The following is a 15,815-nucleotide window of genomic DNA, read 5'->3' on the forward strand; positions in this document are numbered from 1 at the left end:
TCGGCCTTACTGGGCGTTGGTCACCATGTCCTGGCGCATCAGCGAGGTGATGCCGGCCCAGTTGCCGTTGGTGTAGTGGTTGTAGGCCTCGTTGTTGTCGCGGAAGCTCACCGAGTGGTAGCTCCACTTGGTGCTGCCGCCTTCGTTGGCCGTGGTGCCGAGGTTCAGGTCGTTGCAGAACCAGTCCGAGGGGTTGCACAGTGACTGCCCGCCTGTCCCCGAGACGCCGCCGCTGGAGTGGTAGGCAATGGCCTCGTCGTCCTGCCCCGGCAGCACCGCGGAATACAGTGTGCCGCTGGCGCCGGCGTACATGTAGAACCACTTGCTGCGGGTGCTGTTGTGGTCGTACATGGCCCGCGCGGTGGCAGTCTTCAGGTCCGACACCAGCGGCTCGCTGAGCGCCCAGTCACCGGCATTGGCCAGCTCGGAGCCACCGGCCGCGCCGCCGGCAATGTCGATCCATTTGATGTTCCAGCCGGTCTGGGTGCTGCTGCCCGCGTTGCTGCAGGTGCCGTCGGCCGCGGGCGTGGCGTTCTTCACGCTGCGGGTCGAACCGCCGTACATCGCCAGCGTGTAGCCCATCATCAGGTCGCCCGCGCTGTGGGCGGCCACGTAGCACCAGTTGCTGCCGGTGCAATAGCAGTCCAGCGCGTTGCGCACCAGGTAGTTCTGGTCCGAGATGTGGTTGTAGCCATCCCAGTTGACCGACTTCTTGTTGACGCCGGCAGCGGTGCTGGCCGGGCCCCAGTAGGTGAAGTCGGCATAGTTGCCGAGCTGGCCGCCGCCGGTGCGGCCGTTGACCCACAGCGCGTAGTTGGTGGCTCCCGCCAGATGGGCCACGCCCATCACCGCCAACAAGGCGGCGGCGCCCAGCGCCCAGCGTTTCGTGCGTCCATGTCCGGCCATGCTTCGAGCTCCTCGGTGTGATGGGAAGGCGGAAGAATCGGAGCGCACTATCGCCGCGGCCGGCGCCCCGCCGCGCTCGGACTTTCCCCCAGCCCTGCGCGGCATTCGGCAGCATGGACGGGGCTTGCGACACGGCCGTGACGTGGCGTGGCGATGGGGGACAACCCGCGGGCTGGCCATGAAAAACGGCCCCGAAGGGCCGTGCGGTGGGGAAAAACGGCCCCGAGTGGCCGTGTGGTGGGCTTTGCCGGCCGTCGCTTCAGGGCTGCGGCTTGAGCAGCGTCTGCTGCATGAACAGCACCATCGCGTAGAACTGGTAGTCGGCGTTTTCCTTGCGGCGGAAGCCGTGGCCTTCGTTCTCGGCGCGCAGGTACCAGACGGGCGTGCCGTTGGCGCGCACCTTGGCGACGATCTGCTCGGCCTCGGTGTAGGGCACGCGCGGGTCGTTCTTTCCCTGGATGACAAAGATCGGCTTGTGGATCTTCGCGGCATTCGTCAGCGGCGAGATCTGTTCCAGGTGGGCCTTCATCGCGGGGTCGCGCTCGTCGCCGTATTCCACCCGGCGCAGGTCGCGGCGGTAGCTCTCGGTGTTGTTCAGGAAGGTCACGAAGTGCGAGATGCCGACCACGTCGATGTTGCCGGCAATGCGGTCCGAGTAGTTCGTTGCCACCGCCAGGCTCATGTAGCCGCCATAGCTGCCGCCGGTGACCAGCACGCGGCTGGCGTCCAGGTCGGGCTGGGTGGCGATCCAGTCCAGCAGCGCGCCGATGTCCTTGACCGAGTCCTCGCGCTTGAAGCCATTGTCCAGCGCCAGGAAGGTCTTGCCGTAGCCGCTGGAGCCGCGCACGTTGGGGCGGATCAGCGTCACGCCCAGCTCATCGATGAAGTAGTTGGCCCGGCCGTTGAAGCCGAACTCGGACTGGCCTTCGGGGCCGCCGTGGATGTCGATCAGCACCGGCCGCTTGCCGGGGAAACGGGCGGCGGGCGCGCGCGTGATCAGGCCGGAAATTCCCAGCCCGTCGAAGCTCTTCCAGCGCACGATCTGCTGGCGCGCGAACTTGCTGGCATCCAGGCCCTCTGGCGCAAAGGCCTGGGTCCACTGCTGCACCTGGCCGCTGGCCGGGTTCAGGCTGTAGAGCTGGCCCGGGCCGGCCGAGTTGTTGACTGCAAAGGCCAGCTCGCGCGTGGCCGGATGGAAATGCAGCTGGGCGACCGTGCCTTCGGGCAGCTTGGGCTGCGGCACTTCGCTCACGGTGCGGCCGTCGAACAGGTGCAGCGTGCCCATGCCGTCTTCATTGGCCAGCACGGCCAGCAGCGTGCCGTCTTCGGTCTGGCTGCTGACGCTCACGTCCCAGTGGATGTGGCGGCTGGCACGCGTCACGGCGCCGCTGGCCAGGTCCAGCCGCATCAGCTCCTGGAACTCGCCGTCGCGGTCACTGGTGAAGATCAGGCCCTTGCCGTCGGGCTGGAAGGCGGCCGGCGTGTAGCTGGCCTTGGCGGCGGTGGCGCCGGCCGCAGGCAGCAACTGGCGGCGCTGGCCGGAGGCCATGTCCAGCAGCCAGATCTCCGACTCATTGGCGGAGATGTAGCGGGTCAGCGCGAGCTGCCTGTCGTCCGGCGAGACGGCGGTCGCCTCCCAGCCGCCGCCGGGCAGCTCGGCCAGCTTGCGTCGCTCCTCGGGCTTGAGCGGGTCGGTCAGCCAGATCGAGGTGTCCACGCTGGCGCGTTTGCCGCCTTCGGCGGTGCGGTCCAGCGGCACCGAGCTGGAGACCAGCCGTGCCGGCGGCTTGGAGGCGGCGCCCGGCGCGCGCTCTTCGCCATGCAGCCAGACGTTGATCGCATGCCGCTCGTTGGGCTCGCCAATCGGCGTGACCAGGCGGGTGTCCAGGTCCAGCCGGTAGAGCTGGTCGGCCTCGCTGCCGCCGCTGCTGCGCTGGAAGACGAGGTAGTGGCCGTCGCGCGGGTCGTAGCTGCCGCGCGTGACGGGCTCGTTGCCTTCGGTCAACGGCTCCAGGTCGGCCATCGGCCCGCTGAGGCGGAACAGCTGCGGCACACTGGCACCGGCCAGCCGGTGCGCCACCAGCATCTCGCGCTGGTTCGGGTGCCAGTCCACGAAGCTGGTGCCACGGAACTCGGTGTAGCGCTGCACGCTATTGACCAGCGCCATCGGCACCGGCGGGATGCCTTGCACCACGAGGTTGGCATTGGGCGCGAGCACGCCGGTGTTGCCGGCAGGGCCGGTTGGCGTTGCGCAGGCGGCCACCAGGGCTGCGGTGGCCAGCAAGCTGCAGGAGGTCAGGAGGCGCATGGGTGAGGCGGGCGTTGAGGCGGGTGGCGACTAGGACAAAAGGCCGGCGTGCAGATCGCACGCCGGCCGCGAATGACAAGCGATGGGCTACTTTACCGTTGACCGCCGCGCTGCCGCCGCAGCGCGAGGCTGCCGGCAGGGTGGCCCACCGCTGGCCAAGCGTCGAAGTACCTCAGTCCTGGCCCGTTGCGTCTGCCTTGCGGATCACGAAGCCGCGGTTCTTGCCGGTGCTGGCGTCATAGCCGAAGCCCACGACCTGGCTGTACTTGATGGACCAGGGCGAGGTGCTGCCCAGCGTGCCGGCGCTGAACTCGCTCACTGCGCCCGTGGCGGCCGTGTAGTAGCAACCCCAGTTGTTGAAGCTCGCATCGGAGCAGGTGCCCACGCTGTCGCCCTTCTTGCTCAGGCCGTAGATGGTGGCGGCGTGGTTGATCGAGTTCTTCGCGTCGACGATGGTGAAGCTGCCGTCGGCCTTCTGCACGAAGCTGTGGTTGGCGTAGGTGCCGGCCTCGGTGTACATGCCGGCAAAGTCACCCTTGTCGTTGATGCTGCGGATGTAGGTGTAGATGGCGCCAGGGGCGGAGTAGAGGGTGTACGTGCCGTTCTTCAGCGTGAAGCCAGAGACGGTGAAGTAGGTCGGCTTGGTGGGGTCGGGGTAGAAATAGGTATAGCCGGCGATCACGCCGTGGTTGTTGATGCTTTCGGCAAAGGTCGCCCGTGCGGCCGGCACGCGCACCGGCTTGAACTTGTCCTTGGCGATGTTGTAGTACCAGCCCTGGGCCCAGCCATCGATGGTGGATTGGCCGACCACCACGCCCTTGTCGTTGATGCTGCGCGGGAAGGTGGCCGTCGGCGCGTCGGGGTCCTTCAGGTCGGTGTAGCTGCCGTCGGCGGAGCGCACGAAGCCATAGGCCTTGTAGCTGGCGTCGAAATAGAAACCTACCACCATGCCGGCCTTGTTGACATCGAAGGCATGGGTGTCGAAGGCAGAGTTGTCGTGGGCCGAGAAAATCAGCGGCTCGCTGGGTTTGGCGGCCAGCGCGGCATGCGGCGTGGCCAGCGAAAAGCTCAGCGCCGAGAGCGCGGCGAGATTGGCGATGGCGGAAAATCGAACTGCGGACATGGGGTTTCCTGTTTCAATTTGGGGAGATGACCAACGGGCCGGACCAGGCGGTCGTCGTGAGGTCTCGGTGTGATGAATTGTTGGTGTCCGGGCACCAAAGCGGTGCCCACGAACTGCCCACGGCGGGTCAACCAATGGCGCACGAGCTGGCCTGCGGTGCCGTTGCCGGCGCTCGGTCTCCCTAGTCTTTGGGGGGAGGCAGTGCGGCCAGCTCTTTCGAGATGTGCTGCACCAGCGGGCTTTGCGATCCGAAGCGGCGCTGGTAGATGGCGATGATTTGCACATAGGCGGCGCGGGCCGATGCCAATTCGCCCATGCGCGCCTCGGCCTGGGCCAGCATGTAGCGCGCGCTGAGGGTATCGAACTGGTCCGCGCCAAACTGCCGCTCGAAATCCTGGGCCACTTCGTGCAATATGGCTTTGCCCTCGACCAATTGGCCCAGCGTGACCAATGACTGTCCGTAGACGGCCCTGGCCAAACCCCTTTGCCGCGGGGTGGCCGAAGGATTCTTCTCGGCCAGCTCGGCCATTTGCCTGAATTGCGCGGCGGCTGCGGTGGGTTGGTTTTGCGAATTCGCGACATTGCCCAGCAGCTGGTGGCATTTGCAGCGCGTGGCCAGGCTGAGCGCACTGGCTGGCGAGGCCAGCGCGGCGCGGGCCTGCTCGGCCAGCGGTTGCGCAGCCGCCAAGTCGCCCCGCATCAGCAGCGCGCCGCCCAGGTCGCAGCGGGCATTGAGCACCGCGTCGGAGCCATCGCCATGGGTTTGCTGGCCGATCTCCAGCGCGCGCTGGAAATGCGGCACGGCGTCGTCGAGTTCCAGCAGCGCGAGGAAGTTGTTGCCAATGGCCTGGTGCATCGCGGCTGCGGTGGCCGGGGCGCCCTTGAGTTCCACGTCCAGCCGCTGGCCAGCGCGGCGCATTGCATCGCGCAGCGTGATGTCGTGGTCGCCGCCCAGCGCGGGGTTGGCGGCCTGCAGGAAGCCGACTGCGATGAAGTCGGTGACGGACTGGGCCTTCAGGTGCTGGGCGACGGCTTCATCGCGCTGCAACCCGGCTTCCCTCGCAAAGAACAGGCTGGCTGCGGTGCCGGCCACGAACAACGCCGACGCCGCGATGACCCACGGCCGCCGGGCGCGCGAGGCCGCCAGCAGCCGCTCGCTGCGCTGTGCATCCTGCTCGCGCCGTTGTTGGTCGGCCAGCTGCGCCTGCCGCTGCGGGAGCGACTGCAGGCGCCGCGCCAGTTCCTGCAGCGAGGCCATGCGCTGCGCCGGGTCGCCCTGGGTGGCCAGGCCGATGTCCTCGCGCAGCAGCGGGTCGGTCACGTCGGCCTCCCAGCTGGGCGAGATCGGCCGGTCGAAGTCGGCCACGACCAGCTGGTAGAGCATCACGCCGAAGGCATAGACGTCTGAGGCGACCGTGGCGGCTCGGCCGACCAGGCGCTCGGGTGCGAGGTACATCAGCGTGCGCCGCTCCGAGCCTTCGGGCAGCACGGCCAGCGTGGAGGCGCGCTCGCCGGGCGCCGGGGGCAGCTCGGGCAACTGCCCGCTGCCGAAGTCGATGATGTGCACCTGTGGCGCGGCGCCGGGTGTTTCGTCCAGCAGCAGGTTGTCTGGCTTCAGGTCCTTGTGCAGCACGCCGACCGAATGGGCAGCGGCCATGGCTTCGGCTGCAGCGGCCAGCGCGGCCAGCCGCTGCGCCAGTGGCAGCTTGGCCAGGCCGCCTGCGCGCGCGGCCCAGCGCAGCAGGTCTGGCCCGGCGTAGGCGGTGCACACAAAGTAGGGCGCGCGCGTCAGGTTGGCGTCCAGCGGCTGCAGGAAGGCTGGGCGCTCGCCCAGTGCCGTGGCCAGCACGCGGGCGATGTGCAGCTCGCGGCGCAGGCCTTGCAGGTGCAGGTCGGCATGCAGCGCGAACTTGAAGACGGCCTGCCTTCCGTCGGCATGCAGGGCGGTCCACACGGCCGAGGCCTGCCCGGCCCGCAAGGCCGCCTGTAGCAGCCAGCCAGGCGCGTGCGGCACCGGCCGGCCGGGCAGCAGGCCATCGGCCAGCGTGGGCGGCGGGGCCACCGGGCTGGCGCTGGCCGGCTGCAGCAGGCGGTAGCCGGTTTGCGGCAGCACGCCGATCAACTGTGCGGCTTCATTGCCCAGTGCGCGGCGCAGCTTGGCCACGGCGTTGGAGACGGCGTTGCGCGAGATGGTGTCGCGGCTGCGGTGCCAGATGCTGGCCAGCAACTCGTCGGCGCTGACGACCTGGCCCTCGGCCCGCAAGAGGCGCTGCAGCACCTTCAGCGGCACGCGTTCGGCGCGCACCGGCTCGCCATGCACGCGCAGCTCGAAGCTGCTCTCGTCGAATTCGATGGCGCCGACGCGCCACAGCAGCGGCAGCAGTTCGGCGGCTGCGGACGGGGCTTCGTCAGCGCGGTCCATGGGCAGCGGGTAGGAACAGGGAGGGCGGGCAGCGCATCGGCGGGATGGGGGTACGGCAGGCCCGCTGGGCCACGCAGCTTGCGTGCCGGCCTGCCGGATCAGCGCTCCCGAGGCGCTGGTTGCCACACCAGCAACTGGTTGTTGGCCGGCATGGCGCGCCGCTCGGCCAGCTGCAGGCCATGCCTGGCCGCGACCTGTTGCACGGCTGCCAGGTGGCGCAGGCCCCAGGCCGGGTCGCGCTGGCGCAGGTCTTCGTCGAAGGCGGCGTTGCTGGGTGCCAGCGGCGCGCCTTCGATGACGAACGGGCCGTAGACGATCAGCTGGCCTTCGGGCCGCAGCACAGCGGCGGCCAGCCGCATCAGCGCGTCGCAGGCCGGCCAGGGCGAGATGTGCAGCATGTTGGCGCAGAAGAGCAGGTCCTGGCTGGCGGCGGCCACCGGTGCGTCCTCAAGGTCGGCTGGCAGCGTCAGCAGGTCCAGCTGGAATGGCGCTGCGACGTTCGGCAGCGCTGCGCACCACTGGCGCACCGAGGCGAAGTTGCCTTCGTCGGCATCGGTGGGCTGCCAGTGCCAGCCTGGCAAGAGGCCGGCGAACCAGGCCGCGTGCTGGCCGCTGCCGCAGGCGATCTCCAGCGCGTGGCCCTGGGCCGGCAGCAGGCCGAGCAAGGCCTCTCCGATGGGGCCGCGATTGCGCTCGGCGGCGGGGCTGTGGCGAACGGCGGGAAGGTTCATTGCGGCGTGCTGCTGGTCTGCTCGACGCCTGTCATCCAGGCGTGGCGGATCAGGCGCCCGCACTGCGCCGAAGCGTAGCCCTGCTTCTCGCCTTCCTGCTGGCGCGCCAGCACGCCGTACCAGGTCTTGCTCTGGTCGATCCAGGGATAGAAGCCGAAGGCGCCGGCGCTGCTGAAGGCGCCGTCGCCGACCAGGCTGTCGTCCTCGACCCAGTGGCCAACGGCGTAGTGCCAGCTCTCGCTGGTGGGCACCGGGCCGACGATGGCATTGGCCGTGCTGCAGCCGTGGGCCGTGTCCAGCGGGTTGGTGCAGACCGAGGCGTAGCCCAACGCGCCGTTCATCTTCAGCCGGCCGCTCAGGATGGCGCGCAGGAAGGTGGCGTAGCCGTCGGCCGTGGTGTAGACCCCGCCGGCCAGCAGCGGCTGGCCGTAGCCGAAGGTGACGCCCAGCGCCGATGAGACCTCGGTGCCCAGCGCCTGCGCGGTGTAACTGCCCAGGCCCACCAGGCTGGCATGTTTTTCCATGTGGCCGCTGTCGTAGTCGAACTTGCCGGTGGTGCTGGCGTCCTGCAGGCCGCTGGTGGCCGTGCTGTTGAGGCATTCGTCCACGGTCTTGATGCTGTCCGCGCCGCAGGCCAAGGCAGACGAGAGGTTGCCCAGGTTGGTGTAGCCGCTGGTGAAGTGCAGGTAGGGCAGGTCGGCCGTGGCGCTCAGTGCGCTGGCGCTGCCACGGCGCTGCACCACGTAGGCGCCGTAGATCCACTTTGAGGCCGAGGCAATGCTCATCAGCGTGCTCGAGGTGGCGCCCAGCTCGCCGGAGACCATCGCGCCGTCGGCATTGCCTATCTGCCAGAAATACGGGCCCAGCCTGTCGGTGCTGCACAGCGCGTTGTGTTGCGCCGTGGCGCTGGCGGCTGCGGCGCTGGTGGATGTGGGCGCGGCGGGTGCTGGCGGTGGCGGTGGCGGTGGCGGCGGCGAGGGAGGGGGCGGAGGGGGTGTCGGCCCCGGGGCGGGGGCCGGCGTGGGCGCGCTGACGTCGCCACCCCCTCCACCCCCGCAGGCGGTCATGGCAAGGGCGGAACACAAGGCCATCCAGGCCAGGGCAAAACGAGGCGGCAAGGCAAACTCCGGGTGATCTGTACAGCGAGCGTGCAGCTTACCCGCTGCCACCCCCAGGCCAGCCTTCCGCCGAGCCCGTTCCTGTGACCGTCTGTCTCAGTCCGGCGCGCTGCTCTTCTGCTCGCGGCCGGTCAGCCAGGCATGGCGGATCAGCCGGCCGCACTGCGCCGAGACATAGCCTTGCTGGTCGCCATCGCTGTCACGCGCGAGGATGCCGTAGTAGCGCTTGCCGGCTTCGATCCAGGGGTAGAAGCCGAACGAGCCGGGGCTGCTGAAGGCGCCGTCGCCCACCGCGGGGTCGTCTTCCACCCAGTGTCCCAGCGAGTAATGCCAGCTCTCGTTGGACGGGATGGGGCCGGGCAGCGCCAGCGCGGGCGAGCAGCCGTGCTGCAGGTCGCTGGGGTTGGTGCAGACCGGGTGGGTGCCCAGCGCATTGCTCATCTTCAGCGCGCCGGCCAGCAGCCGCTGCAGGTACTGGCGGTAGGTGCTGGCATTGGTGTAGAGGCCGCCGGCCAGCAGCGGCTCGCCGTAGATGAAGGGCACGCCCAGCGTGTTGAGCGCGCCTGCCGACAGGTCCGGGTTGGCCAGGTCGCCCATGCTGTTCAGGCTGGCGTGTTTTTGCAGGTGGCCGCTGTCGTAGTCGAACTTGCCCGTGGTGGCGCTGTTCTGCTGGCTGCCGCCGGGCACGGCCTTCATGCAGTCGTCCACCGTGTTGACCCGGTCGGCCGCGCAGGCCTGGGCCGCAGACATGTTGCCCATGTTGCTGTAGCCGCTGGTGAAGTTCAGGAAGGGCAGGTCGTTTTCAGGGTCCAGCCTGGCCTGGCCGCCGCGCACTTCAACCACGTAGGCGCCATACACCCACTTCGACGCCGAGGCCACGCGCATCAGCACGCTGTCGTCGCTGCCCACCTGGCCGCTGGCCAGGATTTGCGAGGCATCGCCGATCTCCCAGTAGAACGGTCCCAGAAGGGCCTGGCTGCACAGCGCGTTGTCCTGGGCTGTGGCCTTGGCGGCCAGCAGGCTGTTGGCCGTCGGGCCGGCAAAGCCGGGCGGCGGCGCGGCCGCGCCGGCCGTGACATGGGACACAAACGACAGGACGAGCGCAGCTGCGCCCGCCCCGGAACGGACTTGAAACTTGCACATGGTGGTTCCCAACGAAAGCGCGCCGTGCACGATTGCCGGCGCATCGGCGCGCAAGACGGCAAGGGGCGTGCCACGACAGGCCTCATCGGCCTGTCGTACGCGCCTGTCGGACAAGCACTTACATCTGCCGGCGCCGCGCACCGACAGCCGGTGCGGCATTGCGCTGATGGGCAGTATTTGCAGGAAGCCTAGAGTTCAATCCAAGCCGATCCCGTTTGCCTGTGCTCCCAGTGTCGAGGCGCAGCGTTGAAAGGGATCAAAAAGGAGATCCCCATGGACATCACCTTGACCCCGGCAGTGCAGACCTCAGCTTCAACCCTGCCCGCCGCCTCCATCTACCAATTGCGCTTCCAGTCGCTGTTCAACCAGGGGCGCGCGATGGCCTTTCCCTGTGATGCGGCCGGGCATGTGGACCTGGACGCACTCAGCGAGGTTGCGCGCGAGAACTACTTCTACGCCCGTGCGGTGATCGGCCGCGAATACGCCGTGCCGGCCATCGTGCCGCTGTACCACTGACGCCGTGCGAGTGGCCCCGCCGCGGGCCACCGCTGCCTGAGCAGGTATCGTTCGCCTCTTGCCGGTGGCACTCGCCGCCGGCCCAGGCGATGGACGAGACGATGAACCTGCTGCTGGCCCCGATGGAGGGCTTGCTCGACTTCACCTTGCGCGACGTGTTGACGCGCGCCGGTGGCATTCAGCGCTGCGTGAGCGAGTTCATCCGCATCACCGACATGCTGTTGCCCGAACGGGTTTACCAGCGCGTGATGCCGGAACTCGCCAACGGTGGCTTCACGCCGGCCGGCATTGCGGTGCGCGGCCAGCTGCTCGGTTCGGACCCGGCCTGCCTGGCGGACAACGCCGCCCGCATGGTCGCCATGAGCCCGCATGGCGTGGACCTCAACTTCGGCTGTCCGGCCAAGATCGTCAACCGCCACGGCGGTGGCGCTTCGCTGCTGGACGACCCCGAACTGCTGCACCGCATCCTTGCCGAGGTGCGACGCACCGTGCCGGCCGGCACCGTGGTCTCGGCCAAAATGCGGCTGGGCACGCAGGACGACAGCCGGGCGCTGGACTGCGCCCGCGCGCTGGCCGACGGTGGGGCGATGGAGATCGTGGTGCATGGTCGCACCAAACTGCAGGGCTACAAGCCGCCAGCCTACTGGGCCCGCATTGGCGAGGTGCGCGAAGCGGTGAACATACCGGTGATTGCCAACGGCGAGATCTGGAGCGTGGCCGATGCCAGGCGCTGCCTGGCCGAATCCGGCTGCCGCGACCTGATGCTGGGCCGTGGCCAGGTGGCCGACCCCGGGCTGGCGCTGGCCATCCTGCATGACCAGGCCGTGAATCACGCCAACGACGCCCGGGCGCCCGCGCTCAGCTGGCCCGAGGTGCTGCAACTGTTCGCGGCCTACTGGGGCATCGTGCGTGCCCACATCGTGCCGCGCTACCAGGCCGGCCGGCTCAAGCAGTGGCTGCAGCACCTGCGCCGGCGCTACCCGGAGGCGGAACTGGCCTACCAGGCGTTGCGCACCGAGCAGAACGCCGAACGCCTGGCCACCACGCTGCTGGGCGAGCACGCCAGCGTGCCGTTTGATGGGCGTTTCGTGGGCCCGACGGGGGCTGGCCGGTACACTGCGGGCTTCGCTGCGGCACCGCCGCCCCTTCCCGCGACCCATCCAAGCAATGGCCGTTTCCTCCAAGGCATCCAAAGCGAGCAAAGCGAACGCCACCGCGGTGTTCGACCTGAAGAGCGCGCAGCTGAGCGTGCTGGCGCTGCTGCTCAAGACGCCTGAACTGGAAGCCTTGCGCGAGGCGCTGGCCGAGCGCTACGGCGCGACACCCGGCCTGTTCGAGCAGGAACCCTTGTGCATTGACCTCTCTGCTTTGCGCGAAGCCGCCCAGCCGCTGGACTTCGGTGCGCTGCTGACGCTGTTGCGTGGCCATGGCTTCAACCCGGTTGCGGCGCGTGGGGGCAGCGAAGAACAGATGGCCGCGGCCCGGGCCGCGGGCTTGAGCGAGGCGCCTGACGAGGCGGCGGCGCGCGCCGAGCCCGCGCAAGATTTGCCGCAGGTTGTCGAACCGGTGGCCGAGTTGGCGGTTGAAACGCCGGCCGAGACCGTTGCTGCACCGGCGCCTGCCGCACCTGCTGCAGCGGCCCGCACGCTGATCATCGACAAGCCGCTGCGATCCGGCCAGCAGGTGTATGCCCGTGGGGGCGACCTGATCGTGCTGGCGGTGGTGAGTTTCGGTGCCGAAGTGATTGCAGACGGCAGCATCCACGTCTACGCCCCGTTGCGCGGCCGTGCGCTGGCCGGTGCCCAGGGCGACACCTCGGCGCGCATCTTCGCGGCGGTGATGGAGCCGCAGCTGGTGTCGATTGCAGGCACCTGGCGCACGCTGGAAAACGGGCTGCCGGCCGACGTGGTGGGCAAGCCTTCGCAAGTGCGGCTGGACGGCGACAAGCTATTGTTCGAGCCGCTGAAGTTCTGAGTGATGAATGCCCCCAGACCTGCCGCTTCGCGTCAGGCCCCCCGAGGGGGTCAAGGAAACTTGGGGCGGCCCGGCGTTTCCTTGAGTTTTTCGATTTCTGTCGTTTATCCGGCCGGCCTTGGCGGCTCGCCGGTTGACTGCAAAGGATGTGTTTGAGATGAGCAAGATCGTGGTGGTGACTTCAGGCAAGGGCGGCGTGGGCAAGACCACCACCAGCGCCAGCTTTGCGTCTGGCCTGGCCTTGCGCGGCCACAAGACGGCAGTGATCGACTTCGACGTCGGCCTGCGCAACCTGGACCTGATCATGGGCTGCGAACGCCGCGTGGTCTACGACCTGATCAACGTGATCCACAACGAGGCCAAGCTCAGCCAGGCGCTGATCAAGGACAAGCAGTGCGACAACCTGTTCGTGCTGGCTGCTTCGCAGACGCGCGACAAGGACGCGCTGACGCAGGACGGCGTCGAGCGGGTGCTCAAGGAACTGTCCGACATGGACTTCGAGTACATCGTCTGCGACTCGCCGGCCGGCATCGAGACCGGCGCGCTGATGGCCATGCACTTCGCCGACGAGGCGCTGGTGGTGACCAACCCCGAAGTCTCCTCGGTGCGCGACTCGGACCGCATCCTGGGCATGCTGGCCAGCAAGACCAAGCGGGCCATCGAAGGCAAGGAGCCGATCAAGGAACACCTGCTGATCACCCGCTACAACCCCAGCCGCGTGGTCGGCGGGCAGATGCTGTCGCTGGAAGACATCCAGGAGATCCTGCGCATCGAGCTGATCGGCGTGATCCCCGAGTCGGAAAGCGTGCTGGACGCGTCCAACCAGGGCCTGCCTGCCGTGCACCTGAAGGGCACCGATGTGGCCGAGGCCTACCAGGACGTGGTCGCTCGCTTCCTGGGCGAAGACAAGCCGATGCGCTTCGTCGACGCGGCCAAGCCCGGCTTCTTCAAGCGCATGTTTGGCGGGAGGTGAGCGGCATGTCGTTTCTGTCTTTCCTGCTCGGCGAGAAGAAGGCCACGGCCAGCGTGGCCAAGGAGCGCCTGCAGATCATCCTCGCGCACGAGCGCAGCGGCCGCAGCGCTGCCACCCCCGACTACCTGCCAGCGTTGCAGCGTGAATTGGTCGCGGTGATTTCCAAGTACGTTTCCATCAATCCGGAAGACATCAAGGTGCTGCTGGAACGGCAGGACAACCTGGAAGTGCTGGAAGTCAAGATCGAGCTGCCTGACCGCAAGTAGGTGGGCTTGCCCGTCGGCCGTCCGGCGGCAGTGCGTCCGCCGAGACGACCTTGCCCTGGGCCTGCATCCGCCCGCCGCGGCACTTCAGTCCGGCTGCGTGCCGGTCTGCTCGCGGCCCGTGACGAAGGCATGGCGGATCAGTCGTCCGCATTGGGCCGATTCATAGCCGGAGGCAAAGCCCTGCTCGTCGCCATCGCGTTGGCGGGAGATGACGCCGTAGAAGCGCTTCTCGCTGTCGATCCAGGGGTAGAAACCCAGCGCGCCGGGGCTGCTGAACGCGCCGTCGCCCATCACCGGGTCGTCCTCCACCCAGTGGCCCAGCGCGTAGTGCCAGCTCTCGCTTTCAGGAATGGGCGCGGGCAGCGAGGCATCCGGCGAGCAGCCGTGCGTGGTGTCGGTTGGGTTGGTGCACACGGCATGGGTGCCCAGGCTGGCCGCCAGGTTCAGCTCGCCCTTGAGCAGCTTGCGCAGGAACACGGCGTACTGCGCGGCGCTGATGTGCACGCCGGCCGCCACCAGCGGCTGGGCGTAGTTCAGGCTCACGCCCAGTGCCTGGCCCACGGTCTGGCTCAGCATGGGGCCGTCCACCGCACCCAGACCGTGCAGGCTGGCGTGCTTCTGCATGTGGCCGCTGTCGTAGTCGAACTTGCCCACGGTGGCCGGGTCCTGCTGGCCGGTGACGGGCGTGGCGTTCAGGCAGTCATCCACGGTGATCACCTCACCCAGGCCACAAAAGGCGGCAGACACCATGTTGCCCAGCCGCGTGTAGCCGCTGGTGAAGTGCAGGTAGGGCAGGTCGGCTTCTGGGTCCAGCGGGTGTGTGGAGCTCAGCTTCTCGAACACGTAGGCCACGTACAGCCACTTGGAGCCGGAGGCGACGCTCATCACCGTGCCGGCGCCGGGCCCGGTGGAGCCGCTCACCAGCGCGCCCTCGGCATTGCCGATCTCCCAGTAGTAGGGGCCAAGCCGGCCGTTGCTGCACAGCGGGTTGTTCGCTGCGGTCGCAATGGCCGCCGCCAGGCTGAGGGTGCTGGGCACCCCGTAGGCGGCCTTCGCGGGGGTATCCGGCGGCGGCGCGGCCGCGTTGGCCGATGAGCAGGTGAACGCGGGCCAGGTGGCGGCCAGCAGCAAGCCGCGCCGCAGCGCGGCGGCGTCGAGTCCGTTCGTCATTGGTCTTCTCCCTTGACCGGTGGTTTTCACCGGCGGCGCGGCCTACGCAAGAGCCATGCCTTTGCGGGCCTTGCCGCGAGGTCAGCCTAGGGGCCGAAGAACTTGCCGCGGCCCTGGATGGACCCATACGGTTGCGGGTTGGGGTGTCATCACCACCCGCCGAACGGGTTGGCATGGCCGCCCCGGGGCGGCCCGTTGCCGGCCGGGCGCAGCCGTCTCGACGCAGCGCCCGGCGCTGAAGCTCAGGCCGTTTCCAGCTCGCCTGTGAGCAGGTCTTCCCAGTGCTCGACGTCGCCTTCGTCGATCTGCAGCCAGTTCATCGCCCGGCCTCGATGGTCTTGCCAGTCGGCGTCCGGCGGCAGGGCTTCGTGGCGGCGCATCAGGTGTTCGGCGACCAGGCCGGCGGCGACCAGGGTGTGGACTTCGGGGTCGGTCTCGCGGTCACCCAGCATGTCCAGGTCGTGGTGGCGGCGCAGGGCCACCATCACTTCCGGCGCCAGGCGCCAGATGCGGGCCACCAGCGCACCGACGACGGCATGGTCCGTCCGGTGGTTGGCGTTTTCGGTGGCGATGCAGGAGCGGTCGATGCGGGCTGCCGCCTCGGTCATCGTGCCGGCGTAGCCGCGCAGGCTTTGCAGCATCACCGGCAGGCCGACGTGGCAGAACAGGCCATAGGTTTGCGCCAGGTCCTCCGACATGCCGGGCAACTGCCGGGCGATGAAGGCCATCGCGCTGGCGCGTTTTCCGGAGCGTTCCCAGAAGCGCTGCAGCTGCGGCGCCCTGACGGGCAGCGCGCTGCGCAGCAGGAAGGCCGTCATCTGCGCGGCCGACTGGTCCAGCCCCAGCCGGTAGAGTGCCTGGCCCACCGTGTGCACCGGCTGGCCGGTCGAGAAGGCGGGGCTGTTGGCGGCTTTCAGCAACACCGCGGCCATGGCCACATCGCTGCTGGCGATGCGGGCCACGGCCTGCAGGTCGGGCTCGGGCTGTGACAGCGCCAGGCGCAGCTCGCTGAGCAGGGCCGGGCAGGGCGGGATCTGGATGGTTTTCAGCGGGCCGCTGGCGCGGGCCTTGTCCAGCTCCAGTGCAACGGCTTGGGATCGGGCAGAAAGCGGGGACGCGATCAAAGGCATGGGCGACACGTCTGGCAGGTGACAACTGCCAGTCT

At 68.6% G+C, this 15,815-nt stretch carries 14 protein-coding genes; 5 read left to right on the plus strand and 9 right to left on the minus strand.

The annotated features are described in order from the left end of the window. Positions 1-6: 6 nt before the first annotated feature. From LRH25_RS24840 to LRH25_RS24870, 7 genes are all read right to left on the minus strand, one after another. Positions 7-906 (minus strand): hypothetical protein, encoded by a 900-nt coding sequence (locus tag LRH25_RS24840; RefSeq protein ID WP_231012760.1) that lies wholly within the window; start codon positions 904-906, stop codon positions 7-9. A 259-nt stretch (positions 907-1,165) separates the two neighbouring features. Beyond that, a complete protein-coding gene (locus LRH25_RS24845; RefSeq protein ID WP_141289409.1) occupies positions 1,166-3,214 on the minus strand; it encodes a S9 family peptidase in 2,049 nt (682 codons plus the stop codon). 172 nt (positions 3,215-3,386) lie between these two features. Then, complete coding sequence (locus LRH25_RS24850) at positions 3,387-4,337, minus strand: hypothetical protein (RefSeq protein ID WP_141289408.1); 951 nt, start codon at positions 4,335-4,337, stop codon at positions 3,387-3,389. A gap of 181 nt (positions 4,338-4,518) precedes the next feature. After that, positions 4,519-6,759: a protein kinase domain-containing protein gene (locus tag LRH25_RS24855; RefSeq protein ID WP_231012761.1), complete on the minus strand. Its 2,241-nt coding sequence runs from the start codon at positions 6,757-6,759 to the stop codon at positions 4,519-4,521. Positions 6,760-6,857: 98 nt separating this feature from the next. Beyond that, entirely contained in the window at positions 6,858-7,490 is a 633-nt protein-coding gene (locus LRH25_RS24860; protein ID WP_231012762.1) for a DUF938 domain-containing protein, read from the minus strand. After that, complete coding sequence (locus LRH25_RS24865; protein ID WP_231012780.1) at positions 7,487-8,557, minus strand: hypothetical protein; 1,071 nt, start codon at positions 8,555-8,557, stop codon at positions 7,487-7,489. The genes LRH25_RS24860 and LRH25_RS24865 overlap by 4 nt, the downstream gene beginning before the upstream one ends. 147 nt (positions 8,558-8,704) lie before the next feature. Continuing rightward, the gene (locus LRH25_RS24870) at positions 8,705-9,751 is read right to left on the minus strand and encodes a hypothetical protein (RefSeq protein ID WP_141290543.1); all 1,047 of its coding nucleotides are present in this window, start codon (positions 9,749-9,751) and stop codon (positions 8,705-8,707) included. A gap of 273 nt (positions 9,752-10,024) precedes the next feature. Between LRH25_RS24870 and LRH25_RS24875 the strand changes: the two genes are divergently transcribed. The 5 genes from LRH25_RS24875 (at position 10,025) to minE (ending at position 13,480) form a co-directional block, all read left to right on the plus strand. Then, positions 10,025-10,267 (plus strand): hypothetical protein, encoded by a 243-nt coding sequence (locus LRH25_RS24875; protein ID WP_141290545.1) that lies wholly within the window; start codon positions 10,025-10,027, stop codon positions 10,265-10,267. Positions 10,268-10,368: 101 nt separating this feature from the next. Continuing rightward, positions 10,369-11,544, plus strand: coding sequence for a tRNA-dihydrouridine synthase (locus tag LRH25_RS24880; protein WP_170201086.1), 1,176 nt, complete (start codon positions 10,369-10,371; stop codon positions 11,542-11,544). Then, positions 11,435-12,241, plus strand: a complete 807-nt coding sequence (gene minC, locus LRH25_RS24885; RefSeq protein WP_231012763.1) for a septum site-determining protein MinC — start codon at positions 11,435-11,437, stop codon at positions 12,239-12,241. Before LRH25_RS24880 ends, minC begins: the two co-directional genes overlap by 110 nt. Positions 12,242-12,398: 157 nt before the next feature. Beyond that, positions 12,399-13,214, plus strand: coding sequence for a septum site-determining protein MinD (gene minD, locus LRH25_RS24890; RefSeq protein ID WP_141290048.1), 816 nt, complete (start codon positions 12,399-12,401; stop codon positions 13,212-13,214). Between the two features lie 5 nt (positions 13,215-13,219). Beyond that, a complete protein-coding gene (minE, locus tag LRH25_RS24895) occupies positions 13,220-13,480 on the plus strand; it encodes a cell division topological specificity factor MinE (RefSeq protein ID WP_141290049.1) in 261 nt (86 codons plus the stop codon). A gap of 84 nt (positions 13,481-13,564) precedes the next feature. Here the strand turns inward: minE and LRH25_RS24900 are convergent, their stop codons facing one another. Continuing rightward, positions 13,565-14,650, minus strand: a complete 1,086-nt coding sequence (locus LRH25_RS24900) for a hypothetical protein (RefSeq protein WP_141290050.1) — start codon at positions 14,648-14,650, stop codon at positions 13,565-13,567. A 242-nt stretch (positions 14,651-14,892) separates the two neighbouring features. Then, on the minus strand, positions 14,893-15,780 hold the full coding sequence (locus LRH25_RS24905; RefSeq protein ID WP_141290051.1) for an HDOD domain-containing protein: 888 nt from the start codon (positions 15,778-15,780) through the stop codon (positions 14,893-14,895). Between the last annotated feature and the right edge of the window lie 35 nt (positions 15,781-15,815).

The sequence above is a fragment of the Ideonella azotifigens genome, from assembly GCF_021043325.1.
GTDB classification, from domain to species: domain Bacteria; phylum Pseudomonadota; class Gammaproteobacteria; order Burkholderiales; family Burkholderiaceae_C; genus Ideonella; species Ideonella azotifigens.